This is a genomic window from Nocardioides nitrophenolicus (genome assembly GCF_016907515.1).
Lineage (GTDB): Bacteria > Actinomycetota > Actinomycetes > Propionibacteriales > Nocardioidaceae > Nocardioides > Nocardioides nitrophenolicus.
The window spans coordinates 3,254,162-3,281,106 of the sequence record NZ_JAFBBY010000001.1; the positions used below are offsets into that span (position 1 = coordinate 3,254,162).

General features: G+C 73.3%; 26 protein-coding genes. 19 read left to right on the forward strand and 7 right to left on the reverse strand.

All coding sequences use genetic code 11. From position 1 onward, the window contains the following. Positions 1 to 12: 12 nt before the first annotated feature. The 3 genes from JOD66_RS15870 to JOD66_RS15880 form a co-directional block, all read right to left on the reverse strand. Positions 13 to 1,158, reverse strand: a complete 1,146-nt coding sequence (locus JOD66_RS15870; protein ID WP_239546359.1) for a DUF5667 domain-containing protein — start codon at positions 1,156 to 1,158, stop codon at positions 13 to 15. 151 nt (positions 1,159 to 1,309) lie between these two features. Further along, positions 1,310 to 2,098: a sigma-70 family RNA polymerase sigma factor gene (locus tag JOD66_RS15875; protein ID WP_204837823.1), complete on the reverse strand. Its 789-nt coding sequence runs from the start codon at positions 2,096 to 2,098 to the stop codon at positions 1,310 to 1,312. Positions 2,099 to 2,235: 137 nt separating this feature from the next. Beyond that, on the reverse strand, positions 2,236 to 3,123 hold the full coding sequence (locus JOD66_RS15880; protein ID WP_204837824.1) for an HAD family hydrolase: 888 nt from the start codon (positions 3,121 to 3,123) through the stop codon (positions 2,236 to 2,238). Between the two features lie 41 nt (positions 3,124 to 3,164). Between JOD66_RS15880 and JOD66_RS15885 the strand changes: the two genes are divergently transcribed. The 9 genes from JOD66_RS15885 (at position 3,165) to hemB (ending at position 12,902) form a co-directional block, all read left to right on the forward strand. Further along, positions 3,165 to 4,775: an AMP-binding protein gene (locus tag JOD66_RS15885; RefSeq protein ID WP_204837825.1), complete on the forward strand. Its 1,611-nt coding sequence runs from the start codon at positions 3,165 to 3,167 to the stop codon at positions 4,773 to 4,775. Then, positions 4,772 to 5,008 carry a glutaredoxin family protein gene (locus tag JOD66_RS15890; RefSeq protein WP_204837826.1) on the forward strand — a complete coding sequence of 79 codons (237 nt, stop codon included), beginning with the start codon at positions 4,772 to 4,774 and terminating at the stop codon, positions 5,006 to 5,008. Before JOD66_RS15885 ends, JOD66_RS15890 begins: the two co-directional genes overlap by 4 nt. A 148-nt stretch (positions 5,009 to 5,156) precedes the next feature. After that, positions 5,157 to 5,852, forward strand: coding sequence for a redox-sensing transcriptional repressor Rex (locus tag JOD66_RS15895; RefSeq protein ID WP_307823569.1), 696 nt, complete (start codon positions 5,157 to 5,159; stop codon positions 5,850 to 5,852). After that, positions 5,849 to 7,156, forward strand: coding sequence for a glutamyl-tRNA reductase (locus JOD66_RS15900; RefSeq protein WP_204837827.1), 1,308 nt, complete (start codon positions 5,849 to 5,851; stop codon positions 7,154 to 7,156). The genes JOD66_RS15895 and JOD66_RS15900 overlap by 4 nt, the downstream gene beginning before the upstream one ends. Further along, positions 7,153 to 8,172, forward strand: coding sequence for a hydroxymethylbilane synthase (hemC, locus tag JOD66_RS15905; protein WP_204837828.1), 1,020 nt, complete (start codon positions 7,153 to 7,155; stop codon positions 8,170 to 8,172). Before JOD66_RS15900 ends, hemC begins: the two co-directional genes overlap by 4 nt. Further along, positions 8,169 to 9,839 (forward strand): bifunctional uroporphyrinogen-III C-methyltransferase/uroporphyrinogen-III synthase, encoded by a 1,671-nt coding sequence (locus JOD66_RS15910; protein ID WP_204837829.1) that lies wholly within the window; start codon positions 8,169 to 8,171, stop codon positions 9,837 to 9,839. The genes hemC and JOD66_RS15910 overlap by 4 nt, the downstream gene beginning before the upstream one ends. Before the next feature lie 195 nt (positions 9,840 to 10,034). Next, the gene (locus tag JOD66_RS15915) at positions 10,035 to 10,559 is read left to right on the forward strand and encodes a SigE family RNA polymerase sigma factor (protein ID WP_204837830.1); all 525 of its coding nucleotides are present in this window, start codon (positions 10,035 to 10,037) and stop codon (positions 10,557 to 10,559) included. Next, positions 10,553 to 11,896, forward strand: a complete 1,344-nt coding sequence (locus tag JOD66_RS15920) for a hypothetical protein (protein WP_204837831.1) — start codon at positions 10,553 to 10,555, stop codon at positions 11,894 to 11,896. Before JOD66_RS15915 ends, JOD66_RS15920 begins: the two co-directional genes overlap by 7 nt. 10 nt (positions 11,897 to 11,906) lie before the next feature. Next, positions 11,907 to 12,902: a porphobilinogen synthase gene (hemB, locus tag JOD66_RS15925; RefSeq protein WP_307823570.1), complete on the forward strand. Its 996-nt coding sequence runs from the start codon at positions 11,907 to 11,909 to the stop codon at positions 12,900 to 12,902. A gap of 73 nt (positions 12,903 to 12,975) precedes the next feature. Here hemB and JOD66_RS15930 read toward each other — a convergent pair whose 3' ends face one another. Beyond that, a complete protein-coding gene (locus tag JOD66_RS15930) occupies positions 12,976 to 14,205 on the reverse strand; it encodes a lytic transglycosylase domain-containing protein (RefSeq protein ID WP_204837832.1) in 1,230 nt (409 codons plus the stop codon). A gap of 209 nt (positions 14,206 to 14,414) precedes the next feature. Here JOD66_RS15930 and hemL point away from each other — a divergent pair, with 209 nt between their 5' ends. Genes hemL through ccsB form a run of 6 tightly spaced genes read left to right on the forward strand, consistent with a single transcriptional unit; the run spans position 14,415 to position 20,288 of the window. Then, positions 14,415 to 15,728, forward strand: a complete 1,314-nt coding sequence (gene hemL, locus JOD66_RS15935; protein WP_307823571.1) for a glutamate-1-semialdehyde 2,1-aminomutase — start codon at positions 14,415 to 14,417, stop codon at positions 15,726 to 15,728. Further along, positions 15,725 to 16,420: a histidine phosphatase family protein gene (locus tag JOD66_RS15940; RefSeq protein WP_204837833.1), complete on the forward strand. Its 696-nt coding sequence runs from the start codon at positions 15,725 to 15,727 to the stop codon at positions 16,418 to 16,420. Before hemL ends, JOD66_RS15940 begins: the two co-directional genes overlap by 4 nt. Next, positions 16,417 to 17,004, forward strand: a complete 588-nt coding sequence (locus tag JOD66_RS15945) for a TlpA disulfide reductase family protein (protein ID WP_204837834.1) — start codon at positions 16,417 to 16,419, stop codon at positions 17,002 to 17,004. Before JOD66_RS15940 ends, JOD66_RS15945 begins: the two co-directional genes overlap by 4 nt. Continuing rightward, a complete protein-coding gene (locus JOD66_RS15950; RefSeq protein WP_204837835.1) occupies positions 16,997 to 17,761 on the forward strand; it encodes a cytochrome c biogenesis CcdA family protein in 765 nt (254 codons plus the stop codon). The genes JOD66_RS15945 and JOD66_RS15950 overlap by 8 nt, the downstream gene beginning before the upstream one ends. Then, on the forward strand, positions 17,758 to 19,317 hold the full coding sequence (gene resB, locus JOD66_RS15955; RefSeq protein ID WP_204837836.1) for a cytochrome c biogenesis protein ResB: 1,560 nt from the start codon (positions 17,758 to 17,760) through the stop codon (positions 19,315 to 19,317). Before JOD66_RS15950 ends, resB begins: the two co-directional genes overlap by 4 nt. Continuing rightward, positions 19,314 to 20,288 carry a c-type cytochrome biogenesis protein CcsB gene (gene ccsB / locus JOD66_RS15960; protein WP_204837837.1) on the forward strand — a complete coding sequence of 325 codons (975 nt, stop codon included), beginning with the start codon at positions 19,314 to 19,316 and terminating at the stop codon, positions 20,286 to 20,288. The genes resB and ccsB overlap by 4 nt, the downstream gene beginning before the upstream one ends. A gap of 47 nt (positions 20,289 to 20,335) precedes the next feature. On the opposite strand, the gene JOD66_RS15965 is transcribed toward ccsB, so the two are convergent. Next, positions 20,336 to 20,575, reverse strand: a complete 240-nt coding sequence (locus tag JOD66_RS15965) for a hypothetical protein (protein ID WP_204837838.1) — start codon at positions 20,573 to 20,575, stop codon at positions 20,336 to 20,338. An 82-nt stretch (positions 20,576 to 20,657) separates the two neighbouring features. On the opposite strand from JOD66_RS15965, the gene JOD66_RS15970 reads away from it, so the two are divergent. After that, positions 20,658 to 20,921, forward strand: a complete 264-nt coding sequence (locus tag JOD66_RS15970; protein WP_204837839.1) for a DUF4229 domain-containing protein — start codon at positions 20,658 to 20,660, stop codon at positions 20,919 to 20,921. A gap of 137 nt (positions 20,922 to 21,058) precedes the next feature. Here JOD66_RS15970 and JOD66_RS15975 read toward each other — a convergent pair whose 3' ends face one another. Next, complete coding sequence (locus JOD66_RS15975; RefSeq protein ID WP_204837840.1) at positions 21,059 to 21,940, reverse strand: 1,4-dihydroxy-2-naphthoate polyprenyltransferase; 882 nt, start codon at positions 21,938 to 21,940, stop codon at positions 21,059 to 21,061. Positions 21,941 to 22,016: 76 nt separating this feature from the next. Continuing rightward, the gene (locus JOD66_RS15980) at positions 22,017 to 23,312 is read right to left on the reverse strand and encodes an MFS transporter (protein WP_204837841.1); all 1,296 of its coding nucleotides are present in this window, start codon (positions 23,310 to 23,312) and stop codon (positions 22,017 to 22,019) included. Between the two features lie 37 nt (positions 23,313 to 23,349). On the opposite strand from JOD66_RS15980, the gene JOD66_RS15985 reads away from it, so the two are divergent. Genes JOD66_RS15985 through menD form a run of 3 tightly spaced genes read left to right on the forward strand, consistent with a single transcriptional unit; the run spans position 23,350 to position 26,941 of the window. Then, entirely contained in the window at positions 23,350 to 24,360 is a 1,011-nt protein-coding gene (locus JOD66_RS15985) for an AMP-binding protein (protein ID WP_307823572.1), read from the forward strand. Between the two features lie 8 nt (positions 24,361 to 24,368). Next, positions 24,369 to 25,346, forward strand: a complete 978-nt coding sequence (locus JOD66_RS15990) for an o-succinylbenzoate synthase (RefSeq protein ID WP_205126421.1) — start codon at positions 24,369 to 24,371, stop codon at positions 25,344 to 25,346. Further along, on the forward strand, positions 25,343 to 26,941 hold the full coding sequence (menD, locus tag JOD66_RS15995; protein ID WP_204837843.1) for a 2-succinyl-5-enolpyruvyl-6-hydroxy-3-cyclohexene-1-carboxylic-acid synthase: 1,599 nt from the start codon (positions 25,343 to 25,345) through the stop codon (positions 26,939 to 26,941). Before JOD66_RS15990 ends, menD begins: the two co-directional genes overlap by 4 nt. The last annotated feature ends 4 nt before the right edge of the window (positions 26,942 to 26,945 follow it).

Sequence of the window (26,945 nt, forward strand, 5' to 3'; positions counted from 1 at the left end):
CGCTCTCGACCGCTACTTGCTGCCGAGCAGGCCGCCGAGGATGCCGGTCACGCCGTCGACCAGGTTGGGCACCAGGCCGGGGTCGGTGGTGGTGCCGTCGGTGGTCTGGCTGCCGCCGTCGATGCCGAGGGTGCCGGTGAGGTTGCGGGTGACGTTGTCGACGGTCTCGCCGATCGGGTTGGACGGCTTCGGCGTCTTGGTCGGGTCGGGAGGCTTCGGGAGGTCCACCGGCGGCAGCGGCGGGATTCCGGTCGGGTTCGACTCGGGGCCCTTCGACGGCGGAGGAGAGGACGGCGTGGTGGCCTCGGGCACCATCGGCGCCACGTCGGTCACCGACGCGGTGACATTGCCGGTCAGCACCGCGCTGAGCGGCAGCGCAGCGAAGTCGGGCACCTCGGCGACCCCGCCCTCGGCGCACGACGGGCACGCCTCCCAGGCGGCCGCGTCGATCTGGCGGACGGTCTGGGACGCCGTGATCAGGCTCGGCCGGCTGTCGGTCGCGATGACCTGGCCGAGGCCGGCGAGTACGTCCATGCTGTCGCCCGCGAAGGCCCGCAGGTCGGCGATCCGGTCGGCCTTGCCCGTGGCGGCGTAGTCGTCGAGCGCGAACTCGGAGGCCTGGCGGGCCTGGTCGGTGAAGTCCTGCAGGGTCACGTTGACCGCGTCGGCGCTCGCACCGCGCGACACCAGCGACTCGAGCTCGCGCAGCCGGGCGTCGGCGTGGGAGATGAGCGCGTCGGCCTTGGCCGCGCCGTCGGACTGCAGGTTGGTCTGGGCGTTCTCGATCGCACGCTTGACGGGGTAGAGCACGTCGCCGGGCAGCGCGTCCTGGGACGCCATCGCCATCGACCCGGTCGCCGACACCACCGCGAAGCCGCCGATGACCGCGGCGAGGCGGCGCTCGCGGGAGCCGCGGCGCTGGCGCGGGGTGAGCCGGGCGGCGAGGGCCTGCTCGGCGCGCTCGGGCTCGCGCTCGGCGGCCGCGACCAGCTGGGTGCGCAGGGAGGCGACGAACTCGGGGCGAGCGGTGACCGGCGGGACGGCGCGCAGCGCGGCGACCAGCTCGAGCAGCTCGGCGTGCGCCTCCGCGTCCCCGGCACCACCGGAGACCAGAGCGTCGAACTCCTCGGCGCCGCCCGACCAGGCGTTCCCGCGCATCACCACGACCATCCTCGCGTCAGGAGGGACCGCGCCCCGGAGGAGCCCGCCCTCGTGTTCTCTCGAACAGCCAACGACCTGGCAAGGCGGGTGGTTACGGTCCGGAAGGTCACACCGGCATGGCCCGAAATGACCATCGGCCGCGGCGCGCTCATCGGATGCCCTCCGGCATCAGTTTGGCGAGATTGCGGACACCGCGCAGCTGGAGCTGCTTGATCGCGCCGTCGCTGCGGCCGAGGGCCGCCGCGGTCTCGGCGATGCTCATCCCCTGGAGGAAGCGCATGATCAGGCAGTCGCGCTGCTCGTTGGGGAGCTTGGTGAGCGACTCCAGCAGGATCTCGTTGGTGAGGCTGGCGAGCACGGCGTTCTCGGGCCCCTCGGTCGCGTCGTCGTGCTGGCCCATGTCCTCGGTGGTCAGCTCGAGGCGGGTGCGGCCGGCCTTGAAGTGGTCGGTGGCGAGGTTGCGGGCGATGGTCATCAGCCAGGCGCCGAAGTCCTTGCCCTGCCAGCGGAAGGACGACATGTTGCGCAGCGCGCGGAAGAAGGTCTCCGAGCACAGGTCCTCGGCGACCACGACCGAGCGGGTGCGGTAGTAGAGGAACCGGTAGACCGAGGGCTGGTAGTGGTCGTAGAGCTGGCCGAACGCCTCCGCGTCGCCGCCGCGCGCCAGCTCGACCAGGGCGATCAGCCGCTCGCGCGCCTCGGGCGACTCCTCGGAGGAGGCCGCCAAGGTGGCGTCGCCGAAGCCGCCGGTGCTCTCGCGCTCGTAGCCGTCGGTCTCGGTGCGGGCCTCGCTCAGCAGCCAGTGGTCAGCGGTACGACGCCCGCCAGGGCCCGCCGGGGTGCCGCCGGCCAGCGCCGGCTGAGGGGACAGGGCAGCGAGCACGGCCGCGCGCAGGGCATCGAGCCCTCGCGACAGGTCGGTGCGCTGCCAGGTCATGCGGGTCCCCTCCCTACTGCCCCCGCAGGGGATCCTACGGCGGATCCTTGCGCAGTGGTACCGGAACGCGACAACCGCTCGCCCGGATCCCGGACCACCCGATCGGATCAGGTTACCGTCCGGTAGGGAGGACGGGCTCAGCCGACGTGGCGTCGCACCTGCCGTCGTACGACCGCCCCGGCGATCGCGGCGCCGGTGGCCGCCGAGCCCGCGATCAGCCCGGCCCGGGCCGCCTTGCGCCCGGTGCGGTAGTCGCGGATCCGCCAGCCCTGCGCCCGGGCGTGGGCGCGCAGCCTGGCGTCGGGGTTGATGGCGCACGGGTCGCCGACCAGGCTGAGCATCGGCAGGTCGTTGGCGGAGTCGCTGTAGGCCGAGCACAGCGCCAGGTCGAGGCCCTCGCGCTCGGCGAGGGCGGTGACCGCCACGGCCTTGGCGGGTCCGTGCAGCATGTCGCCGACGAGCCTGCCGGTGTAGACGCCGTCGACGTGCTCGGCGACGGTGCCGAGCGCACCGGTGAGGCCGAGCCGGCGGGCGATCAGGCTGGCGATCTCGATCGGCGCCGCGGTGACCAGCCAGACCCGCTGGCCCTGGTCGAGGTGCATCTGGGCGAGCGCCCGGGTGCCGGGCCAGATCCGGTGGGCCATCGCCTCGTCGAAGATCTCCTCGCCGATCTCCTCCAGCTCCTGCACCGTGTGCCCGGCGATGAACGCGAGCGCGGAGTTGCGCGCCTCGGCGACGTGCTCGGGGTCCTCGACCCCCGCGATGCGGAAGTAGGCCTGCTTGTACGCCGCCCCGACCAGGTCGCGGGTGGTGAAGAACTTGCGGCGGTACAGGCCCTTGGCCAGGTGGAAGATGCTCGCGCCCTGCATGACCGTGTTGTCGACGTCGAAGAACGCGGCCGCCTTGGGGTCGACCGGGTGTGCGAGGGCCGTCTCGACCTCCGCGGCGGCCGCCGCGGCCTCGCCGGCCAGGCGCGAGCGCTGCTGCAGGTTGAGCCGGCGGGGTCGGTCGGCGGGCGGCACCATGCGGCCCAGCCTAGAAGACTTCGGGCACGTAGGATCCCTCCATGTCGTTGCCGGACGCTGTGCCCGACGTGGCCGCTCTCGTCGCGTCCGCCGCCGCCGAGCACCCCGACCGGCTCGCGGTCGTCGAGGCCGGGGGGCGGGGGCTGACCTGGGCCGAGCTGGAGGACGAGGTGGCCCGGGTCGCGACCGGCCTGGGCCGGTCCGGCGTCCTCGCGGGCCATCGGGTGCTGCTCCTGCTCGGCAACCGGCTCGAGTTCGTCACCGCCTATCTCGGCGTGCTGCGCGCGCAGGCGGTCGCCGTCCCCGTCAACCCGGGGTCGACGGCGACCGAGCTCGCCACGATGCTCGTCGACTGCGGGGCGCGCCTGGTGCTGGCCGACGAGCAGACCGTCGCGACCGTGCGCGACGCGGTGGCGCGTCCCGAGGTCGCGGCGGCCGCCCACGACGAGAGCCGCCCGGAGCCGCGGGTCGTGCTGGTCGGCGGCGAGCCGCGGCCCGACGAGAGCGCGTACGACGACCTGCGCGCCGAGCCCGCCGTCCCGGTACCGCCGCTGCAGGACCCCGAGAAGCTCGCCGTGCTGCTCTACACCAGCGGCACGTCCGGCCGGCCGCGGGCCGCGATGCTCACCCACCGCGCGCTGCTGGCCAACGTCGAGCAGGTCGCCTCGGTCGAGCCGCCCATGATCCACTCCGACGACGTCGTGCTCGGAGTGCTGCCGCTGTTCCACGTCTACGGCCTGGGGGCGGTGCTGGGCGGGGTGCTCCGGCATCGCGCCAAGCTGGTCCTCGCCGAGCGCTTCGACCCCGAGGGCACCCTCGACCTGGTCGAGGACGAGGCGTGCAGCGTCGTACCCGTGGCGCCGCCGGTCTTCGCCGCGTGGCGGGGCGTCGACGCGCTCGCCGAGCGGCTCGGCCCGGTGCGGATGATCCTGTCCGGCTCGGCGCCGCTCGCGGCGGAGACGGTCGAGGAGTTCGGCGCGCTGGCCCGGGTCCCGATCCACCAGGGCTACGGCCTCACCGAGGCCTCGCCGGTCGTCACGAGCACCCTGCGCTCCGCCGAGCCGAAGGCCGGCTCGGTCGGCGCCGCCCTCGACGGCATCGACCTCCGGCTCGTCGACGAGGAGGGCGTACCGCTCGACACGCCCGCCCTCGACGATCCCGGCGAGATCCAGATCCGGGGCCGCAACCTGTTCAGCGGCTACTGGCCCGACGGCCACGACGGACCCGCCGACGACGGCTGGTGGTCCACCGGCGACGTCGGCTTCCTCGACGCCGACGGCGACCTCTTCCTCGTCGACCGGGTCAAGGAGCTGGTCATCGTCTCGGGCTTCAACGTCTACCCGACCGAGGTCGAGGCCGTGCTCGAGGAGGTGACCGGCGTGCGCCAGGCCGCCGTGCTCGGCGTACCCGACGAGCAGACGGGCGAGGCCGTCGTCGCGTACGTCGTACCCGAGGCCGGCGAGGTCACCGGGGCCGCCGCCGAGGAGGTCGTCGACGCGGTCGCGGCGGCGGCGCGCGAGCACCTGGCGCCGTACAAGCGACCGGTGCGGGTCGAGGTCGTCGCGGCGCTGCCCCGCACGGTGACCGGCAAGATCCGCAAGGGCGTGCTGCGCGGCGCCGAGCGGCGCAAGGCGCTGGGGATCCTCGAATGAGCGCCCGGGTCACGCTCTACAGCCGCCCCGGCTGCCACCTGTGCGACGACGCCCGAGCGGTGATCGAGGCGGTCTGCGCCGAGCTCGGCGAGTCCTACGAGGAGGTCTCGATCGACGACGACCCGGTCCTCGCCGACCGCTTCGCCAACGAGATCCCGGTCACCTTCGTCGACGGTCGCCAGCACGACTTCTGGCGGGTCAGCCCGGAGCGCCTGCGCGCCGCGTTGAGCTGAACGGGCCGCCGATCGGCCGGCGTCTACCACGGGCCGCGCCCGTACCCGATGCGGGGGGCTTTCGTCCATTTTGTTCCCACGTTCACAAACTCCTACAGTGATCGAGCCGCGTGGTTGACGCCAGATCGCGCGGCTGGAAAGTGGAGCTGTGACCACACGGAGTTCGACGGATGCCGCCCGGGTCATCCCGGAGGCCACGGTCGCCCGCCTGCCCGTCTACCTGCGGGCCCTGACGGCGCTGGCCGACAGCGGGATCCGCACCTGCTCGAGCGAGGACCTCGCGTCCGCCGCCGGCGTCAACAGCGCCAAGCTGCGCAAGGACCTGTCCTATCTCGGGAGCTACGGCACCCGCGGCGTCGGGTACGACGTCGACTACCTCCGCTACCAGATCGCCCGTGAGATCGGGGTCACCCAGGACTGGCCGGTCGTCATCGTCGGCATCGGCAACCTGGGCCACGCGCTGGCCAACTACTCCGGCTTCCGCAGCCGCGGCTTCCGGGTCGTCGCGCTGCTCGACGCCGACCCGGGCATCGTCGGCCGCGAGGTCGCGGGCGTCGTCGTGCGTCCCTTCGCCGACCTCGAGGAGATCGTGCGCGAGCACGACGTCGCGATCGGCGTGATCGCCACGCCGGCGTTCGCCGCGCAGGACGTCGCCGACCGGATGGTCGCGATCGGGATCACGAGCATCCTCAACTTCGCGCCGGCCGTGGTGGCGGTGCCCGAGGGCGTCGACGTACGCAAGGTCGACCTGTCGATCGAGCTGCAGATCCTCGCCTACCACGAGCAGCGCAAGGCCCACGGCGCCGACGGCGCGGCCGCGGGCGCCGACGGAGGTGCCGCATGAGCGTTCTCGTCGTGGGGATCTCCCACAACTCCGCCCCGGTCTCCCTGCTCGAGCGGGTCGCGCTCGACCGCGACGGCGTCCACAAGCTGATCGCCGACGCCGCGTCCTGCGAGCACGTCAGCGAGGCGACCGTCATCGCGACCTGCAACCGGCTGGAGATCTACACCGAGGTCGAGCGCTTCCACGGCAGCATCGAGCAGATCTCCCGACTCCTGGTCGACCGAGCCGGCGAGACGACCGAGGCGATGCTCCCGCACCTCTACGTCCACTACGACGACGGCGCGATCTCCCACCTCTTCCAGGTGGCGGCCGGCCTCGACTCGATGGCGGTCGGCGAGGGCCAGATCCTCGGCCAGACCCGCGAGGCGCTGCGCCGCGGCCAGGAGCTCGGCACCGTCGGCCCGGCCCTCAACCTGCTGTTCCAGCAGGCGCTGCGGGTCGGCAAGCGCACCCGCGCCGAGACCGAGATCGACCAGGTCGCCCCCACTCTGGTCAGCGCCGCGCTCGACGAGACCGCGTCGGTGGTCGGCGCGACCGAGGGCAAGTACGTCGTCGTGGTCGGCGCCGGCGCGATGGCCGGGCTCGCCACCGCGACCGCCAGCCGGCTGGGCGCCGGACACCTCTCGATCGTCAACCGCTCGGTGGACCGCGCGGTCCGGCTGGCCGTGCAGTACTCCGGCGAGGCGGTCCGGCTGGGCGACCTCGCCGACGAGCTGGCCAAGGCCGACATCGTGATCAGCTGCACCGGCTCCTCCGGCACGATCATCGACCGCGCGCTGCTGACCCGGGTCCGCGGCGACCTCGACCGGCCGCTGGCGCTGATCGACCTCGCCCTGCCCCACGACATCGCGCCCGACGTGGCCGACCTGCCCGGCGTACGACGGGTCGGGCTGGCCGAGCTCGCCGACCTGCTCCACGGCGGCCCCACCGGTCGCGAGGTCCAGGAGGTGCGCCGGATCCTCGGCGAGGAGGTCACCGCCTTCCTCGCCGCGCGCCGCCAGGCCAGCGTCACGCCGACCGTCGTCGCGCTGCGCTCGATGGCCACCAATGTCGTCGACGCCGAGATGACCCGCCTCGAGAGCCGGCTGCCCGACCTCGACGAGGCCACCCGCGACGAGATCCGCCACACCGTGCGCCGGGTCGCCGACAAGCTGCTCCACGAGCCGACGGTCCGGGTCAAGGAGCTCGCCAACGAGCAGGGCGCCGTCTCGTACGCCGCCGCGCTGGCCGAGCTGTTCGCGCTCGACCCCGACGCGGTCGACGCCGTCACCCGGCCCGTCGTCAGCGAGGAGGGACGCTCATGAGCCTGCGCATCGGCACCCGCCGCAGCCTGCTGGCGACCACCCAGTCCGGCCACGTCGCCGCCGCCCTCCAGGCGCTCGGCGGCGCCACCGAGCTGGTCGAGATCACCACCGACGGCGACCGCAGCCAGGCCAGCGGGGCCTCGCTCGTGGGCGTGCCGTCGACCGGGGTGTTCGTCAGCGCGCTGCGCGACGCGCTGCTCGCGGGCGAGGTCGACGTCGCCGTCCACTCGCTCAAGGACCTCCCGACCTACGCCACCGACGGCATCGCGCTGGCCGCCGTACCTCCGCGCGAGGACCCGCGCGACGTCGTCGTCGCCCGCGACGGGCTCACCCTCGGCGAGCTGCCCCCGGGCAGCAAGGTCGCCACCGGCTCCCCGCGCCGCGTCGCGCAGATCGAGGCGCTCGGCCTCGGCGTCGAGCTGGTCGCGGTCCGCGGCAACGTCGACACCCGGATCGGCCGGATCGCCGAGGGCCGCTACGACGCCGTCGTGCTCGCCCGCGCCGGCCTGGCCCGGCTCGGCCGGCTCGACGAGGTCACCGAGGTGCTCGACCCGCTCCAGGTGCTCCCGGCCCCCGGCCAAGGCGCCCTGGCCGTCGAGTGCCGGGCCGACGACACCGAGACCCTCGCGCTGCTCGCCCGGCTCGACGACCCCGGCACCCGCGCCGCCGTCACCGCCGAGCGCACCCTGATGGCCACCCTCGAGGGCGGCTGCGCCGCTCCGATCGGCGCCCTCGCCGAGGTCGCCGAGGGCGACGACGGCCCCGAGCTGTGGCTGCGGGCCGTCGTACTGAGCGAGGACGGCGGGCTCGCCGTACGCCGCTCGGCGTCGGCCGAGCTGGGCGCCGATCCCGCCTCCTGGCCCGACTCCGCCGCCAAGCTCGGCGGCGACCTCGGCGCCGAGATGCTCGCCGACGGTGGCGCCGAGCTGATGGCCGAGCTGCGTGACGCGCAGTCCACCACCCCCGAACCGAACGACCCCCCGTCCGCACGATCTGCAGAGGTGCACAACCCATGACGCGAGCCACGACAGCCAAGGCTGCTTCGACTCCCGCCGCCGCCCAGGTCCACCCCGGAGGCCCCGGCTTCACGGCCTTCGTCGGAACCGGCCCCGGCGACCCCGACCTGCTCACCGTGCGCGCCGTCAGGCTGATCGAGGACGCCGACGTGGTCATCACCGAGGAGCCCGGTCACGCCGACCTGGTCGCCGTGGTGCGGGCCCGGGCCGAGCAGGTCGGCGACGAGCCGGCCCCCGACCCGGAGATCATCGACGGCGGCTTCGGCGAGGACGGCCAGCCGCTCACCCACGCCGCCCGCGCGAAGGTCGTCGTCAAGCAGGCCAAGCGCGGCCTGCGCGTGGTGCGCCTCCTCGGCGGCGACCCCTTCCTCTACGCGTCCGGTCCGGAGGAGGCCCAGGCGGTCGCCAAGGCCGGTCTCGCGTTCGAGGTCGTCCCGGGGGTCTCCTCGGTCGGCGCCGTCCCGGCGTACGCCGGCATCCCGCTCACCACCAAGGACCACCGTGAGGTGGCCGTGGTGACCTGCGGCGACAAGGTCGACTGGACCCGGTACGCCGACACCCCGACCCTGGTGCTGCTCTCCGCCGTCGGCCAGATCGGCGACATCGCCAAGCAGCTCATCGCCATCGGCCGCTCGCCGCAGACCCCCGTCGCCATGACCCGGGTCGGCACCACCACCGAGCAGGAGACGATCACCTCCACGCTCGAGCACATCGCCGCCGACGCCCGGGCCGCCCGGATCGCGCCGCCGGCGATCACCGTCATCGGCGCCGTCGTCGACCTGCGCGAGAAGCTGTCCTGGTTCGAGACCAAGCCGCTGTTCGGCTGGCGGGTGCTGGTCCCGCGCACCAAGGAGCAGTCCGCGTCGCTGTCGAACCGGATCCGCGAGTTCGGCGGCGTCCCGGAGGAGGTCCCCACGATCTCCGTCGAGCCGCCGCGCAACCCGCAGCAGATGGACAAGGCGGTCCGCGGCCTCGTCGAGGGCCGCTACGAGTGGATCGCGTTCACCTCGGTGAACGCGGTGAAGGCGGTCCGCGAGAAGTTCGAGGAGTACGGCCTCGACGCGCGTGCCTTCTCCGGCCTCAAGATCGCCGCCGTCGGCGAGAAGACCGCCCAGGCGATCGCCGACTGGGGCCTGCGCGCCGACCTCGTCCCCTCGGGCGAGCAGTCCGCCGCCGGCCTCCTCGAGGACTGGCCCGAGTACGACGAGCAGCTGGACCCGATCAACCGGGTCTTCCTGCCGCGTGCCGACATCGCCACCGAGAACCTCGTCGCCGGCCTGATCGACCTCGGCTGGGAGTGCGACGACGTCACGGCGTACCGCACCGTCCGGGCCGCCCCGCCGCCGGCGCCGACCCGCGACGCGATCAAGACCGGCAAGTTCGACGCCGTCGTGTTCACGTCGTCCTCGACCGTGCGCAACCTGGTCGGCATCGCCGGCAAGCCGCACCCGTCGACGATCATCGCGGTGATCGGGCCCGCCACGGCCAAGACGGCGGAGGAGCACGGGCTGCGGGTCGACGTACTGGCTCCGAAGCCGGACGTCGAGCTGCTCGTCGAGGCGCTCGCCGGCTTCGGCGCCAGCCGCCGGGCCGCGATGCTGGAGGCCGGCGAGCCGGTCACCAAGCCGAGCGACCGCAAGCCGTCGGCTCGTCGTCGGAAGGCCTGACCCGGCAGAAAGTGGTTCTGGGTTCGCGCTGACCCGGCAGAAAGTGGCTCAAAGCAGAGCCAGTTTCTGCCGGGTCGGCGTCTTCCGGGAGCTACTTTCTGCCGGGTCGGCGCAATTCGAGAGCCAGTTTGTGCCGGGTCGGTGCAACCTGGGGGCGTGGTCACCACGTTGGGTCCGTCATGGAGCGGATGACCGATGCGTGACGAGGACGAGTTCGTCGCCTTCGCCCAGGGGGCGCGCGACCGGCTGCGCCGGACGGCGTACCTGCTGTGCGGTGACTGGGACCGGGCGGCGGACCACGTCCAGGACGCCCTGATCCGGGTGTACGTCGCGTGGCCGCGGCTGACCCGGGCCGGGCGCGAGTACGCCTATGCCCGCCGGGCGCTGGTGAGCGTGGTGCTCGACCACGCGCGGCGCCGGTCGAGCACCGAGCTGGTCGTCGAGGCCGACCACCAGCGGCCGGACGGGATCGACGTCGCCGAGCTGGTGAGTGCCCGGGAGACGCTGCTCGCCGTGATGGCAGAGCTGCCGCCGCGACAGCGGGCCTGTGTGGTGCTGCGCTACTTCGACGACCTCAGCGTCGCCGACACCGCGAAGGCGCTGGGCTGCAGCGAGGGCACCGTGAAGAGCCAGACCGCCCGGGCGCTTGACCGGCTCCGCTCCGTGTTCGAGGACTCGTCGCTCGGCGAGATGACCCTGGGAGGAATGCGGACATGGTGAACGAGATGCGCGCCCTGCTCCACGAGGCGGTGGCGAGCCCGCCGGCCGACGACGTCGACCTGGCGGCGGTGCTGGACGGCGGTCGCCGTCGCGTACGCCGGCGTCGGGCCGGCCTGGCCGGGGGAGTGGCGATCGCGGTCGTCGGCGTGATGGCCGTGAGCTCGCTGGTCGGCCGCGGCGCCGATGGGCGGGACGAGCCGGCGGCGAGCGTCGTACCCCGTCCGGAGGGACCGGTGACTCGGCTCACCGACGCCCGGGCGGCGGTGGCCGGCACCGACTACGACGTGCTGTCGTCGTACACGAACGACGACCTCGAGGCCGCCAACGGCCAGTACTACGACGGCGTGACCGACGACGGGCTGATCCTGTTCCGCGACGGTCCGCACGGGGCCGAGAACCGCAGCCGCTACGCCCTGCTGGACCCGGCGACCGGGGCCAAGCAGTGGCTGCCCGTGCTGGACGACCAGAGCCAGGCGTGGCCGGTGGAGCTCGGCACCGACCGGCTGGTGCTCGCCTCGCTGGAGGGCCTGGAGCGGCCGGGGCCGCTGGTCGTCCACGTCTTCGACCGCGCCACCCGCAGCTGGTCGACGATGTCCTGGCCGGGCCTGCCCGACGGCAGCGAGGGCCCGATCCCCAAGCTCGGCCCCGATGGCCGCCTCTACGTCGGCATCCCGGCCACCCAGGGCACGGCGCCCCCCGGCGGATGGCCGACCGGGCCCGACGGCGAGGCCGACGACGCCGCGGCGCCGGGCGACACCCATGACCTCTGGTCGGTGTCCCTGGACGACCCGGCCGACGTCCGCGACGAGCACCTGCGGGTGGGGGCGGTGGCGTTCACCGACGACGCGATGATCTGGTCGGCGGTCAGCGGCGGCGTCAACGACCGGATCCACGTGCGCGACCTGGCCACCGGCGCCGAGCACGACTTCGATCCCGGCTCCGGCAGGAAGTGCAACCTGCTCGGCTTCGGGGCGGTCGGCGACCGGATCGTGCTCAGCCAGTACTGCGGCACCTACGACAACGGGCGCGACGACCGGATCCAGGTGCTCACGACCGACGGCGAGCCGGTCACCACCATCCAGGGCGACGGCATCGACGGCTGGGTGACCGGCGGGCTGGTCGAGATCACCTCGTACGAGCGCGGCCGGGCGGGGACCTACGTCTACGAGCCGGCCTCCGGCGCCTTCGCGCGGGTCTCGAAGGCGAACTCGTCGTTCTCGCTCGGCGGACCGGTGCCCGACGGCTACCTGCTCTGGGACACCCCCGTCGGCACGTCGAGCGGTCCGCAGGAGCCGATCCCCGGCGCCACCCAGTGGCTGGCGCGGTGGCACTCCTAGACTCGGAGGCGTGAACGAGATCCTGCGCCCGGTCGTCCGTCCCCGTCGCCTGCGGAGCTCGGCGGCGATCCGGGATCTGGTCGCCGAGGTCACGCTGCGGCCCGAGCAGCTGGTGCTGCCGGTCTTCGTCCGCGAGGGCGCGAGCGAGCCGATCCCGATCAGCTCCATGCCGGGCGTGGTGCAGCACACCCGCGACTCGCTGCGGAAGGCGGCGGTGGAGGCGGCCGAGGCGGGGCTGCGCGGGATCATGCTGTTCGGCGTACCGGAGACCAAGGACGCCGTCGGCTCCGGCGCCACGGATCCCGACGGGATCCTCAACGTCGCGATCGCCGACGTGGTCGCCGAGGTCGGCGACGCCCTGGTCGTGATGGGCGACCTGTGCCTCGACGAGTTCACCGACCACGGCCACTGCGGGGTCCTCGACGCGGCCGGGCGGGTCGACAACGACGCCACCTTGGTGCGGTACGCCGACATGGCGCTCGTGCAGGCCCGGGCCGGCGCCGGCATGGTCGGCCCCAGCGGCATGATGGACGGCCAGGTCGCCGTCATCCGCGACGCCCTCGACGAGGCCGGGTTCACCGACACCGGCATCCTCGCGTACTCCGCCAAGTACGCCTCGGCCTTCTTCGGCCCGTTCCGGGAGGCGGTCGACAGCTCGCTGCAGGGCGACCGCCGCACCTACCAGCAGGACGGCCGGCGCAATGCCAACGAGGGCGTGCGCGAGGCCCTGCTCGACATCGAGGAGGGCGCCGACGTGGTGATGGTCAAGCCGGCGTTGGCCTATCTCGACGTCCTGCGCCGGGTGGCCGACGCGGCGGGCGAGCTCGGCGTCCCGACGGCGGCGTACAACATCTCGGGGGAGTACGCCATGCTCGAGGCGGCCGCCGCGCACGGCTGGATCGACCGCGAGCCCGCCATCCTCGAGATGCTCACCTCGATCCGGCGCGCCGGCGCCGACCTGATCCTCACCTACTGGGCGACCGAGGCCGCCGGCCTGATCCGCTGAGCCAGCGCGGAGAAAGACGAGAGCCCCGGACTGGGGGGTCAGATTCCGGGGCTCTCGCGGGTCGTGCGACCGGCTACGGCTTGAGGCCGTAGCTCAGCAGGCAGTTCAGCAGGTCGACCGTCTGGGTCAGCTTGGGGTACTGCTTCTGGCAGGCCGCGGCCGCGTCCTGCTTGGTGAGCAGGCCCAGCACGCCGCTGATCAGGTTGGACGTGACCGCGCCGACGCCGTCGTCGACACCCTCGACGACCGGGTCGAGCGGGGTGTTGGTCTTCGGGATGGACGGGGTGTTCGGGGTCGGCTTCGGGGTCGGCTTGGTCGGGGTGCCGCCGTTGCCGCTGTCGCCCCCGTTGTCGGCACCGGCGGGCGGAGCCTGGACGGTCGGGTCGCTGGACGGGTTGCCGGTGGTGGTGCCCTTGCCGCCGCCCTTGCCGCTCTTGAACTTGCCGGGGCCGCGGACGTCGAAGCTCGGCGGCTCCGGGACGACGTAGCCGGCGGCGGTCGAGTTGTTGGGCACCGAGGTGAAGTCGCCCTCGAGGTAGGCGTTCATGATCTTCAGGACCAGGTCGACGTACGCCTGGCTGTGGTTGTAGCGGTAGACCGCGGCACGCTGGCCGACGACCGTGGAGAGGTCGCCGTCACCGGAGCACAGGTAGACCGCGGCGGCCAGGGCCGCGTCGTCGATGTCCTGGGGGTTGCGGGCGGCGTCGTCGTCGGCGTCGACGCCGACGACCTGCCAGGTCGACGGGATGAACTGCATCGGGCCGACGGCGCGGTCCCACTGGGTGTCGTTGTCGTAGACGCCCGCGTCGGTGTCGGAGATGGCCTGGGTGTTGTTCTGGCCGTCGAGCGCGGGGCCGTAGATGCCGGGGGTGGCCACGCCGTCGTTGTCGAGGACGTTGCCGCCGTGGCGACCGTGGTTGGACTCCACGCGGCCGATCGCGGCGATGAGCTGCCAGGTGATGTTGCAGGACTCGTCGGCGGAGTTGATGACCGTCTCGGCGCGCTGGTAGGCGGCCAGGGCGGCGGCGGGGATGGCGTTGGTGGACGCGGCGGAGACGATGCCTGCCTCGTTGCCGTCCTCGAGTCCCTCGATCGAGGCCGGGTCGGAGAGGCTCGCGGGATCCTCGATCGACTGCTCGGGCACGCTGGTGCCGTCGGTCACCTGACCGGGCGTCTCAGCGGCCTGGACGGGGGAGCCGATGCCCCCGATGCCGGCGACCGAGGCGGTCCACGCCGCGGACAGCAAGGCGAGTGGAATGATCGTGGCGACGCGTTGCAGTCGCCCCAGACGCTTCCTCGACATGTGTGACTCTCTCCCCTGGCCACGAGTGGCCCCGTTCGCGCGGGCTCTCCCTCAGTGCCCACCTGTGCACCGAGTCAACGAATCGTGACACACCGACGTTACGGGTGTCACATGATCCCGCGCACAACTCTGTGAACATGCTATGGGCGTGGCGCACGACGCAGGGACCGCGATGAGGGCGATTGGGACCCATCGGAGACAATGGCGCGGTGTCCGCACCCCTGACCTCGACCTCCGAGGCCCTCTTCGCCCGGGCCCGTGAGGTGACCCCCGGCGGCGTCAACTCCCCGGTCCGGGCGTTCAACGCCGTCGGCGGCACGCCGCGCTTCATCCGCTCCGCCTCCGGGCCGTGGCTGAGCGACGTCGACGGCAACGAGTACGTCGACCTGATCTGCTCCTGGGGCCCGATGCTGCTCGGCCACGGCCACCCCGCCGTGCTCGACGCGGTCCAGGCGGCGGTGGCCCGCGGCACGTCGTACGGCACCCCGACCGAGGGCGAGGTCGCGCTGGTCGAGGCGATCGTCGCGCGCACCCCCGTCGACCGGCTGCGCCTGGTGACCTCCGGCACCGAGGCGACCATGTCGGCGATCCGGCTGGCGCGCGGGTTCACCGGCCGCGACGTGGTCGTGAAGTTCGCCGGCTGCTACCACGGACACGTCGACTCGCTGCTCGCCGCGGCGGGCTCCGGGCTCACCACCTTCTCCATCCCGGGCACCCCGGGCGTGCCGGTCAGCTCCACCGAGCTCACCCTGGTGCTGCCCTACAACGACCGCGAGGCGGTCGCTGCCGCGTTCGCCGAGCACGGCGACCGGATCGCCTGCCTGATCACCGAGGCGGCCCCGGGCAACATGGGCGTGGTCCCGCCGGAGCCGGGCTTCAACCGGTTCCTCGCCGAGACCTGCCGGGCCAACGGGGCGCTGTTCATCAGCGACGAGGTGATGACCGGCTTCCGGGTCTCCCGGTCGGGCCAGTGGGGCACCGACGGCGCCGTCGAGGGCTGGGCGCCCGACCTGATGACCTTCGGCAAGGTGATGGGTGGCGGCTTCCCGGCCGCGGCGTTCGGCGGTCGCGCCGACGTGATGGCCCACCTCGCGCCCGAGGGGCCCGTCTACCAGGCCGGCACCCTCGCCGGGAACCCGGTCGCGACCGCCGCCGGCCTCGCCACCCTCACCGAGGCGACCGACGAGGTCTACGCCCGGCTCGACGTGGTCGCCGACGCGCTGCGCGCCGGGATCGCTGAGTCGTTCACCGCCGCCGGGCTGCCCCACGTCATCCAGTCGACCGGGTCGATGTTCTCGGTGTTCCTCACCGAGCACCCCGTGACCGACTTCGCGCAGGCCCAGGCCACCAGCGTGCCGGCGTACGCCGCGCTCTTCCACTCGATGCTCGACCAGGGCGTGCACCTGCCGCCGTCGGCGTTCGAGGCGTGGTTCGTCTCCTCCTCCCACGACGACCGTGCCGTCCAGCAGGTCCTCGACGCGCTCCCGTCGGCGGCCCGCGCGGCGGCGGAGGCGATCCGATGAGCACCCCCGACACCGTCGTCCACCTGGTCCGCCACGGCGAGGTCCACAACCCCGAGGGCATCCTCTACGGCCGCCGCGACGGCTTCCACCTCTCCACCCGGGGCCGGGCCATGGCCGACCGGGTCGCGGAGGCGCTCAAGGGCAACGACATCACCCTGATCCGCTCCTCCCCGCTCGAGCGGGCCCAGGAGACGGCGGCGCCGCTGGCGTCCGCGCTGGGCCTGGAGGTCGGCCGCGAGGCCCGGGTGATCGAGTCGGCCAACCGGTTCGAGGGGCTCACCTTCGGCAAGGGCAACAACGCGCTGCGCAACCCGCTGCTGTGGCGCCACCTCTACAACCCCTTCAAGCCGTCGTGGGGCGAGCCCTACCGGGCGATCGTCGAGCGGATGATGGCGGCGGTCCACGACGCCCGCCGCGACGCCGCCGGCCACGAGGCGGTGCTGGTCTCCCACCAGCTGCCCATCTGGACCACCCGCCTGGCCGCCGAGAAGCGCTCCTTCCTCCACGACCCGCGCAAGCGCCAGTGCACGCTGTGCTCGATCACCTCGTTCGGGTTCGCGGGCGAGGACCTGGTCGAGATCTCGTACGCCGAGCCGGCCATCGACCTGATCCCGACCGGCGACATCGCCGCCCCGTTCTCCGCCGGTGACGCGCCGGAGGAGAACCGGCCCGAGGGGACGCCCCCGGCATGACCCTGGTCCGACGTGCTGTCGTCGCCGCCCTGGCCGGCGTCGCCCTCCTCGCCTCCGGATGCTCCCGGATCGGCGGGACCGGCGACCTGGAGTACATCAACGGCGACCAGCAGGTCGTCTCCGTCGACTCCGGCAAGCGGCAGCAGCCGCTCGCCATCAGCGGTACGACGGTCCAGGGCGACCCGCTCGACATCGCCGACCTGCGCGGCAAGGTCGTCGTGCTCAACGTCTGGTGGTCCGGCTGCGGCCCGTGCCGCAGCGAGATGCCGATGCTGGTCGAGGCCGAGGACGAGCTCGCGAAGGACCAGCCCGACCAGGTCGCCTTCGTCGGCATCAACATCCGCGACCTGGCGCCCGAGACCGCGGCGGCGTTCGAGCGGGACCGCGGCGTCGACTACCCCTCGCTCTACGACCCCGGCAGCGAGACCCTGCTCGACATGGGCAAGTACGCGCCGTACGCCCCTCCCGCGACGCTCGTCCTGGACCGCGCGGGCCGGGTCGCGGCGCTGATCAACGGACCGGTGCCGTCGAAGACCACGCTGACCACCATCGTCGAGGACACCCTGGCGGAGTCCGATGGGTGACTGGTTCCGCGAGCAGGCGCTCGCCGGCGGGCTCGGCATCGCGATCCCGGTCGCGATGATCGCGGGCCTGGTGTCCTTCTTCTCCCCGTGCGTGCTGCCGCTGCTGCCGGGCTACCTGTCGTATGCCACCGGCCTTTCCGGCGCCGACCTGGCGTCGGGTGAGGCGAGCCGCCGCCGCGGCCGGATGCTGCTCGGCTCGGTGCTCTTCGTGCTCGGCTTCGCCGTGGTCTTCGTCTTCGCCGGCACCGCCTTCGGCGGGCTCGCGTCGCGGCTGCAGCGCTGGCAGGACCTGATCACCCTCGTCCTCGGGGTGGTGCTGATCGTGCTCGGCCTGGTGTTCGCGGGCTTCGTGCCGTGGCTGCAGCGCGACGTCCGCATCCACAAGCTGCCCGGCGTGGGGCTCGGCGCCGCGCCGGTGATCGGCGCGCTGTTCGCGATCGGCTGGACGCCCTGCGTGGGCCCGACCTTCGGCGTGATCCTCAACCTCACCTACGCCGACGGCGGCACCGCCGCCCGGGGCGCGCTGCTCGCGCTCTGCTACGCCCTCGGCCTCGGCATCCCGTTCGTGGTCGTGGCGCTCGCCTACAACCGCACCGTCGGCGCGCTGAAGTGGGTCCGGCGGCACCAGGCGACCGTGATGCGCGTGGGTGGGCTGTTCCTGATCGCGATCGGGCTGCTCATGGTCACCGGCTGGTGGGACCACCTCGTGCAGTGGGCGCAGCTGCGCACCGTCGAGTTCGGGCAGACCGTCGTATGAGCGGCACCGACGAGCGCCGGCCCGGCGAGCTGACCGCGCGCGAGCTCGGCCGCTGGGTGTGGCGCCAGATCACCTCGATGCGCACCGCCCTGCTGCTGCTCCTGCTGCTCGCGCTGGCCGCGATCCCCGGCTCGGTGATCCCGCAGGCCGACGTCGACTCGCTCGCCGTCACCCGCTGGAAGGAAGAGCACCCCAAGCTGACGCCGATCTACGAGAAGCTCGACCTGTTCTCGGTCTACGGCTCGCCGTGGTTCTCGGCGATCTACCTGCTGCTCGTGCTCTCGCTGGTCGGCTGCATCATCCCGCGCCTGTTCGTCTACTACCGCGCGCTGCGTGCCCAGCCGCCCGTCGCGCCGCGGAACCTCACCCGGATGCCGGTCCAGGCGTCGTACGACACCGAGCTGGAGCTCGACGAGGTGCTCGCCCGGGCCCGCCGGGTCCTCGGCCGCCGCCACCGGGTGCGCCGCGGCGCCGACGGCGACGACTTCGTGGCCGCCGAGCGCGGGTACGTCCGCGAGGCCGGCAACCTGGTCTTCCACCTGTCCCTGCTGATCGTGCTCGCGGGTGTCGCGATGGGCAGCCTCTGGGGCTACCAGGGCGGCGTGATCCTGGTCCAGGGCACCACGTTCAGCAACAACCTCACCCAGTACGACGACTTCAAGCCCGGTGGGCTGTTCCGGCAGAGCCAGATGAAGAACTTCCGGTTCTCCGTCGACAAGTTCTCCGTCGACTGGCTCAAGGAGGGTCCGCGCTTCGGCCAGGCCCGCAAGTTCCAGGCCTCGCTGAGCTACCGGGTCGGCGACGGCGCGACCAAGAAGTACGAGCTCAAGGTCAACCACCCGCTCGAGATCGACGGCACCGACGTCTTCCTGATCGGCCACGGCTACGCCCCGGTCATCACGGTCAAGGACGGCACCGGCCAGGTCGTCTACACCGGGCCGACGGTGTTCCTGCCGCGCGACGCCAGCTTCTTGTCGTACGGCGTCGTGAAGGCACCGACCGCGAAGCCCGGCCAGATCGGCCTCGACGGGCTGTTCTTCCCGACCTTCGAGATGGTCGACGGGAACCCGGTCACGGTCTTCGGCGACGACCTCAACCCGACCCTGTCGATGCTCGCCTACACCGGCGACCTCGGCCTCGACGACGGTCGCTCCCAGTCGGTCTACGTCCTCGACAAGGCGAAGGCGACCCCGATCGTGAAGGCCGACGGCAAGCCGCTGCGCGTCGACCTCCAGGTCGGCCGCACCGTGGAGCTGCCTGACGGGCTGGGCTCGGTGACCTTCGACCGGGTGGACCCGTGGATCCGGGTCCAGATCAGCCAGACGCCCGGCAAGGGGATCGCGCTGTTCGGCGTGATCCTCGCCCTCGTCGGGCTGTGCTGCTCGCTCTTCATCCGGCCGCGCCGGGTGTGGGTCCGCGCCGTCCCGGCCGGCGTCGGCGGCACCCGGGTCGAGGTGGCGGTGCTCGACCGTTCCGGCAATGGTGAGATGGACGAGGTCCTCGCCGCCGTACTCGATCAGCTGCAGGACAAACCCGAGAACGTGAGGCAGTCATGAGCAATACCGCGTGGGAGACGCTGAGCAACCAGGCCGTGGGGGCGGCCGGCATCGTCTACTTCCTGGCCCTGGTCGTCTACCTGGCCGAGTGGGCCTCGCTGCGCCAGCCCGCCGCCGACCGCGAGCTGGTGGGTGCGGGCGCCGCCGCCGATGTGCCGACGGTGGGCGAGCCGGCGTCCGCCGGCCGGACCGCCTTCCTCGGCCGGCTCGGCATCCTGCTCACCACGATCGCCTGCGCGGCGCACTTCGTGTCGCTGGTCGGGCGCGGCATGGCCGCGGACCCCAACCGGGTGCCGTGGGGCAACATGTACGAGTTCACCCTGTCGGGCACCTTCGTGGTGGCGCTGCTCTACGTCGTGCTCTACCGGAGGTTCGCGCTGGGCTGGATGGGCCCGCTCGTCGTCGGCTTCGTGGTCGCCACCTTGATGGTCGCCGTGATCTGGCTCTACGACGGCGTCGCCCCGCTCACCGAGGCGCTCAACTCGCCGTGGCTGGTCATCCACGTCGTCTCGGCCGTGATCGCCACCGGCGCCTTCACGCTGGGTGGCATCACGTCGGTGATGTACCTCGTCCGGATGCGCGCCGAGCGCCGCGCCGCCGCCGCGGAGCGCCCGCTGAGCGGCTGGCTGCAGCGGGTCCCCAAGCTCGACGCCCTCGACCGGCTCGCCTACCGGGTGCACGCCTTCGCCTTCCCGGTGTGGACCTTCGCCGTCCTCATCACCGGCCCGATCTGGGCGCACGAGGCGTGGTCGCGCTACTGGAACTGGGACCCCAAGGAGGTGTGGGCGTTCATCACCTGGGTCGTGTACGCCGGATACCTCCACGCCCGCGCCACCGCCGGCTGGAAGGGCCGCAAGGCCGCGCTCCTCGCGCTGGTCGGCGTCGCGACGCTGTGGTTCAACTTCATCGGGATCAACTACTTCTCGACCACCAGCCAGCACTCGTACGCGGCGGAGCGGGTCGTCCCCTGACGGAGACCCGCCCGGGGCGGCGGGCCCGAGTCCTGCCGGGCGTTCGGTCAGGCGTCGGGGGTGTCCGGCGGCTGCGGCCGGTCGCGGTGCCGCTCCTGCTGGCGGCGCCGCCACTCCAGGTCGCGCAGGAAGCTGTCGTCGTCGTCGGGGGCGACCGGACGCGTGGGCGGCTGGGGCTTCTGCGTACGACGGCGGGCCGGTTGGTCGCCGTGGCCGTGGTCCTGCAGCCAGCGGACCGCGAGGTAGGTCACGGCCGCGAAGACGAGGACGACGAGCAACAGCTTCACGTCTCCAGAGTAGGCCGTGGGCGGTGAGATCGGGTCGGGTCCCGATGACCGCGGCCGCCCGTCGGCCGCCTAGGCTGGAGAGGTGAAGGAGTTCTGGATCTACACCGCCCTCCGGGCCGGCCTGTTCCTCGGCGCGTTCTGCGTCGTGGCCGGCGTCTGGCTGCTCGCCGCCGACACCGTCAACGTGCTGTGGGTCATCGTGATCGCCTTCCTGATCAGCGGCATCGCGTCGTACGTCCTGCTCGAGCGGCAGCGCTCGGCGTTCGCGGCCAAGGTCGAGAACCGCGCCGGCCGGATCACGGAGAAGTACGAGGAGATGCGGTCCAAGGAGGACTCGGAGGAGTGAGCTGATCGGTCTGCTGGCTCGGCATTCATCACGGGATGTAGCCGAACCGGAGCTTCTGTAGCGGAACCCCGCTACAGAAGTGGGGATTCGCCTACATCCCGTGATGAATCAGCAGCCCCGCGGACTGAGGCGCAGCCTCAGCCCACGACCAGGCCGACGCCGGCCAGCACGGCCCAGAACAGCTCGGCCACACCGGTCTTCTGCAGCACCGGGATGAGAGCCGGGCCCTGGGCGCCGCCGAGGACGATCCGCGCCCCCGCGACGGCGGGCAGCAGGAAGCCCAGGCCGAGCAGTGCCCACCAGGTGGTGATCGCCGCGAGCACGACGACGGCGGCGGCGGAGAGCCCGACGAGGACGGCGTAGAAGCCACGCGTACGACGCTCGCCGAGGCGCACGGCCAGCGTCATCTTCCCGGCCACCGTGTCGGTGGGGATGTCGCGCAGGTTGTTGGCGACCAGGATCGCGCAGGCCAGCGCGCCGACGCCGGCGCCGGCCGTGAGGGCGGCCCAGCCGCTGGTGCCCCAGCGCTCGGTCTGCACCCAGGTGGTGCCGATCACGGCGACCAGGCCGAAGAAGACGAACACCATGACCTCGCCGAGGCCGAGGTAGCCGTAGGGCTTCTTGCCGCCGGTGTAGTACCAGGCGGCGAGCACGCTGAGCGCGCCGACGAGCACCAGCCACCACGACGTGGTCGCGGCGAGGACCAGGCCGGCGACGCCGGCGACGCCGAAGGACAGGAAGGCCGCGCGCTTCACGGCGCCGGGGCTGGCGAGCCCGGAGCCGACCAGGCGCAGGGGGCCGACCCGCTCGTCGTCGGTGCCGCGGATGCCGTCGGAGTAGTCGTTGGCGTAGTTGACGCCCACCTGGAGGGCCAGGCTGACGACGGCGGCGAGCAGCGCCTTCCACCACACGCCGCGGTCGTCGTACACGGCGACGGCGGTACCGACGACGACCGGTGCGACCGCGGCCGGGAGGGTGCGGAGCCGGGCGCCGGCGATCCAGTGCGCGGGAGTGGCCATAACGGCCGATTCAAGCAGGCGGGGGTGCGGCGGCGTCCAGCCGGGTCGGGTGCCGAGGGTGCGCGCTCGGCCACCGCTACGGCGTCGTCGTGGACGCGCCGTCCCGGGCGGCTCGGAAGTTCCGCTCGGCGAAGCGCCGCGCCGAGCGCACCGAGGGGCCGAGCCCGATCGTGGCGGCGAGGATGATCGCGGCGATCACCAGCCACCCCTCGGCGCCCCAGGTCAGCGCGAGGAAGGTGTAGACGGCAGGCGACCACTGGAAGCCCAGCGCGCCCGCGACCTCCTGGACGCCCTGGTACTCGCCGCGCCGGTCGGGGTCCGACAGCTCGGCCTCGAACGACCAGCTCGCCGCGGAGATCGCCAGCTCGGCGCCGGTGACGGTGACGTGCCCGAGCCAGACGAGCAGCACGGTGATCAGGCCCACCGTGGAGTGGGTGATCATCGTGATGACGCACGACGTCACGAAGAAGGCCGAGGAGACCCAGGTGTAGCGCAGCGCGTCGTCGAGGGTGCGCACGCCCTTCGAGGTGTACGCCGGCAGGAAGATGCACAGCACCGTGTTGGTGCCGAACAGCCAGGCCAGCAGGACCTGCGGCGCGTCGGTGGCCTCCACCAGCCACAGCGGGATCACGACGTTGAGCAGGATCTGGTTGGTCCACATCACGCCGAGGAAGAAGGTCGTGAGGATCCAGCCGATGTTGCGCAGCGGCCCGGGGCCGGTGGGCCGGACGCGGGCCTCGCCGCTCGACGCGCGCAGGTCGTGGGGCGCGGCGGGCAGCCGGGTGATGCCGACGGCGTTGAGCACCATCAGGGCCGCGGTGACGACCGGAGTCCACCGGATCACCTCGAGGCTGCCCGTGGCGAGCGCCAGGCCGCCGACCAGCGCGCCGAGGGTGTGGCCGACATTGAGCCAGGAGTACATGTAGGACTGCGTCTGGACCCGGGTCTGAGGCGGCAGCACATCGTAGACGTAGGCCTGGTGGCTGGACCGGCCGAAGGCGGTGAAGGCGCCCATCAGGGCGGCCGCGACGACGTACTGCCCGAAGCCCTCGACGAACGGGAGCGCGAGGAACACCAGGGCCCGAGCCACCGCCTGGGCGGCCCAGACGCGCTTGGGGCCGAGGCGGTCGATGATCCGCCCGGCCGGGTAGGAGAACGCGAACTGGGCGATGCCCATGATCGTCAGCGCCAGACCGGCGCGGCCCGCCGACATGCCGACGACCCTGGTGAGGAAGACCGCGCTGCCCGTCATGAACGCGCTCTCGCCCAGCGCGAAGACCATGCCCTGGGTGGCGAGTCGTCGCGGGAGGCCGGCAGGAGGCATCAGGCGGGCGAAGAACCCACGTGGATCGCCCGAGAGGGGAGTGCTCATCGCCGACATCCTCGCGCCGGGGGCTAGCGTCTGTCGCGTGGATTTCTGGTCGCCCGACGGCTCGCCCGACAGTGTGGTGGCGCAGGCGCGCGCCTGGCTCGACGGTCCCGCCGAGGTCGACCTCGTCGTCGCCACCTCCGGTTCGACGGGGGAGCCCAAGCGGGTGCGGCTCCCGCGCGCCGCGCTCCTCGCGTCGGTGCGGGCCTCCGCGGCCCGGCTCGGTGCGAGCGGACCGTGGGTGCTGGCGCTGCCGCCGTCGTACGTCGCGGGCGCGCAGGTGGTGCTGCGGTCCCTCGTCGCCGGCCACGAGCCGACCGTGCTCGAGCGCGACGGCTGGCCCGCCGGGGAGGGCTGGTTCGTCTCGCTGGTGCCGACCCAGCTGACCCGGATGCTCGGCTCTCCCGAGGACGTCGCCGCGCTCCGGCGGGCGCACACGGTGCTGCTCGGCGGCGGGCCGATCGGTGCGTCGCTCCGGCTCCGGGCCGCGGAGCTCGGGGTGCGCGTGGTCGCGACGTACGGCTCCGCGGAGACCTCGGGCGGCTGCGTCTACGACGGGATGCCGCTCGACGGGGTCGGCGTCGCGCTGGGCGAGGGCGGCCGGATCCGGATCGCCGGGCCCACCCTGTTCACGGCGTACGACGGCCGGCCGGACCTGACCGCCGAGGTGCTCGTCGACGGCTGGTTCCTGACCTCCGACGCCGGCCGGTTCGACGAGGACGGGCGGCTGGTCGTGATCGGGCGGGTCGACGACGTGATCGTGACGGGTGGCCTCAACGTGCCCGGGCCGGCGGTGGCCGAGCGACTGCGGGGGCATGCCGGGGTCGGCGCCGCAGAGGTGCTGGGGATCGCGGACCCCGAGTGGGGCAACCGGGTCGTCGCCTTCGTGGTCGGCGGGCCGGACCTCGACGAGCTGCGGGAGTGGGTGGCCGCCGTCCACCCGCGGGCGTGGGCGCCGCGCCAGCTGGTCCGGCTCGACGCGATCCCGCTGCTGGCCAACGGGAAGCCCGACCGGCAGGCGCTGCTCCGGCTTGCGGAGCAGGCGGGGTGAGCGGCGCGATGAGGGTGGTGTCGATCCCGATGCGGACCCGGTTCCGCGGGATCACCGTGCGCGAGGCGGCGCTGGTGCGCGGTCCCGCGGGCTGGGGGGAGTGGAGCCCGTTCCTGGAGTACCCACCCGAGGTGGCCGAGCCCTGGCTGCGCTGCGCGGAGGAGGCCGCCGCGGGCGCCTGGCCCGAGCCGGTGCGGGACCGGGTGCCGGTCAACGTGACCGTGCCGGCCGTCGGTCCCGAGCGGGCGCACGAGATCGTGCTCGCCGGCGGCTGCCGGACCGCGAAGGTGAAGGTCGCCGAGCCGGGGCAGAGCCTCGCCGAGGAGGAGGCCCGGCTGGAGGCGGTGCGCGCCGCGCTCGACGCGCTGGGCCCCGGGGGCCGGATCCGCGTGGACGCCAACGGCGGGTGGTCGGTCGACGAGGCGGTGGCCGCGATCGCCCGGCTGGACCGGGCCGCCGGCGGCCTGGAGTATGCCGAGCAGCCGGTCGCCTCCGTCGAGGACCTCGCGCTCGTCCGCCGCCGGGTGTCGGTGCCGGTCGCGGCCGACGAGTCGATCCGTCGGGCCGAGGACCCCTACCGGGTGCGCGAGCTCGACGCGGCCGACATCGCGGTGCTCAAGGTGCAGCCGCTCGGCGGGGTCCGCGCCTGCCTGGAGATCGCCGAGCGGATCGGCCTGCCCGTCGTGGTGTCGAGCGCGCTGGAGACCTCGGTCGGGATCGCCGCCGGGGTGGCGCTGGCGGCGGCGCTGCCGGAGCTGCCCTACGCGTGCGGGCTGGCCACGGTGCAGCTGCTCACCGACGACGTCGCCGCCACGCCGCTGCTGCCCGTCGACGGCGCACTGCCCGTCGTACGGCCGGCGGTGGAGGAGGCGCGGCTGGACGCCCTCGGGGCCGCGCCCGAGCGGGTGGCGCACTGGGAGGCGCGGCTCGCCGAGGTGCGGGAGGTGCGGGCGGTGCGGGCGGTACGGAAGGATCAGCGGCCATGACCGACAGCTCGTTCGCGCTCGCGGAGGCCCTCGTCGCCCGGCTCCGGCGTGCCGGCGTGACCGAGGTCGTGGTGGCTCCCGGCTCCCGCAATGCTCCGGTGGCGATGGCGCTGTGGGCGGCGGCGCAGGCCGGCGTACTCCGGCTGCACACGCGCATCGACGAGCGCACCGCCGGCTTCCTCGCTCTGGGGCTGACCAGGTCGGGAGCGCGCGCGGCCGTGCTGACCACCTCCGGCACCGCCGTCGCCAACCTGCATCCCGCCGTCCTCGAGGCGGCGCACGCCGGCATCGGCCTGGTCGTCGTCTCCGCCGACCGGCCGGCCCGGCTGCGTCGTACCGGCGCCAACCAGACCACCGACCAGGTCGGCATCTTCGGCCCCCTGGTCCCCACCCACGACCTCACCTCGGTGGCGGAGGTGGCCGCCGTACCCGCTGCGTGGGACTCGGTGGTCCACCTCAACCTGCAGCTCGACGCTCCGCTGGTGCCGCCCGTCCCCCGCGCATCTGACGAATGGGCTGTCATCTCGCCCGATTCGCAGCCCATTCGTCAGATGCGCGAGAAGAACCCGCTCGCCCCGGGACCCCGGACCGTGGTGGTGGCCGGGGACAGCGCCGGGCCGCCCGCCCGCCGGCTCGCCGAGGACGCCGGCTGGCCCCTGCTGGCCGAGCCGTCGAGCGGCGCGCGGACCGGTGAGAACGCGCTGCGCACCTACCGGCTGCTGCTCGGCACCGAGCTCGGCGCGTCGATCGAGCGGGTCGTGGTGTTCGGCCGGCCGACCCTGTCCCGGCCGGTCACCCGGCTGCTCGAGCGAGCCGACGTCGAGGTGCTGGTGGTCCCGGGGCCCGGCGTCTGGCCGGTCCGGCCCCCTGGCTCCACCACGGTCGACGGCCCCACCTGGTCCGGCGCACCCGACGACCCGGCCTGGCTCGGCGCCTGGCGCGAGGCCGACCGCGAGCTGGGGCGCCGGCTCGACCGCCTCCTCGCCGAGCAGCCCGCCCTCACGCCGTACGACGTCGCCGCGGCCACCCACGCCGCCCTGCCCGCCGGCGGCCTGCTCGTCGTCGGCGCCTCCAGCCCGATCCGCGACCTCGACCTGATGCTCCGCCCGCCGGCCGTCGGCACCCGGCGCAAGGTGGTCGCCAACCGCGGTCTCGCCGGCATCGACGGCACCATCAGCACCGCCATCGGCGCCGCACTGGGCCGCCCCGACGGCACCCGGAACCTCGCCCTGATGGGCGACCTGACCTTCCTGCACGACCAGACCGCGCTCGTGCTCGGACCCGACGAGCCGCGCCCCGACCTGACGATCGTCGTACCGAACGACGACGGGGGCGCCATCTTCTCGATGCTGGAGCAGGGCGCACCCGAGCACGCCGCCTCCTTCGAGCGGCTCTTCGGCACCCCCCACGGTCACGACCTCGCGGCGCTCTGCGCCGCCGCCCGGGTCCCGCACCTGCGGGTCGGCTCGCGCCCCGAGCTGGAGCAGGCGCTCGCCAGCCCCAACGGCGGCATCGAGGTCGTCGAGGCCGTCGTGTCCCGGGCCGGGCGACGCGAGCTGGACCTGCGGATCCGCGGGCTCGCCGAGGCCACCTAGCGGC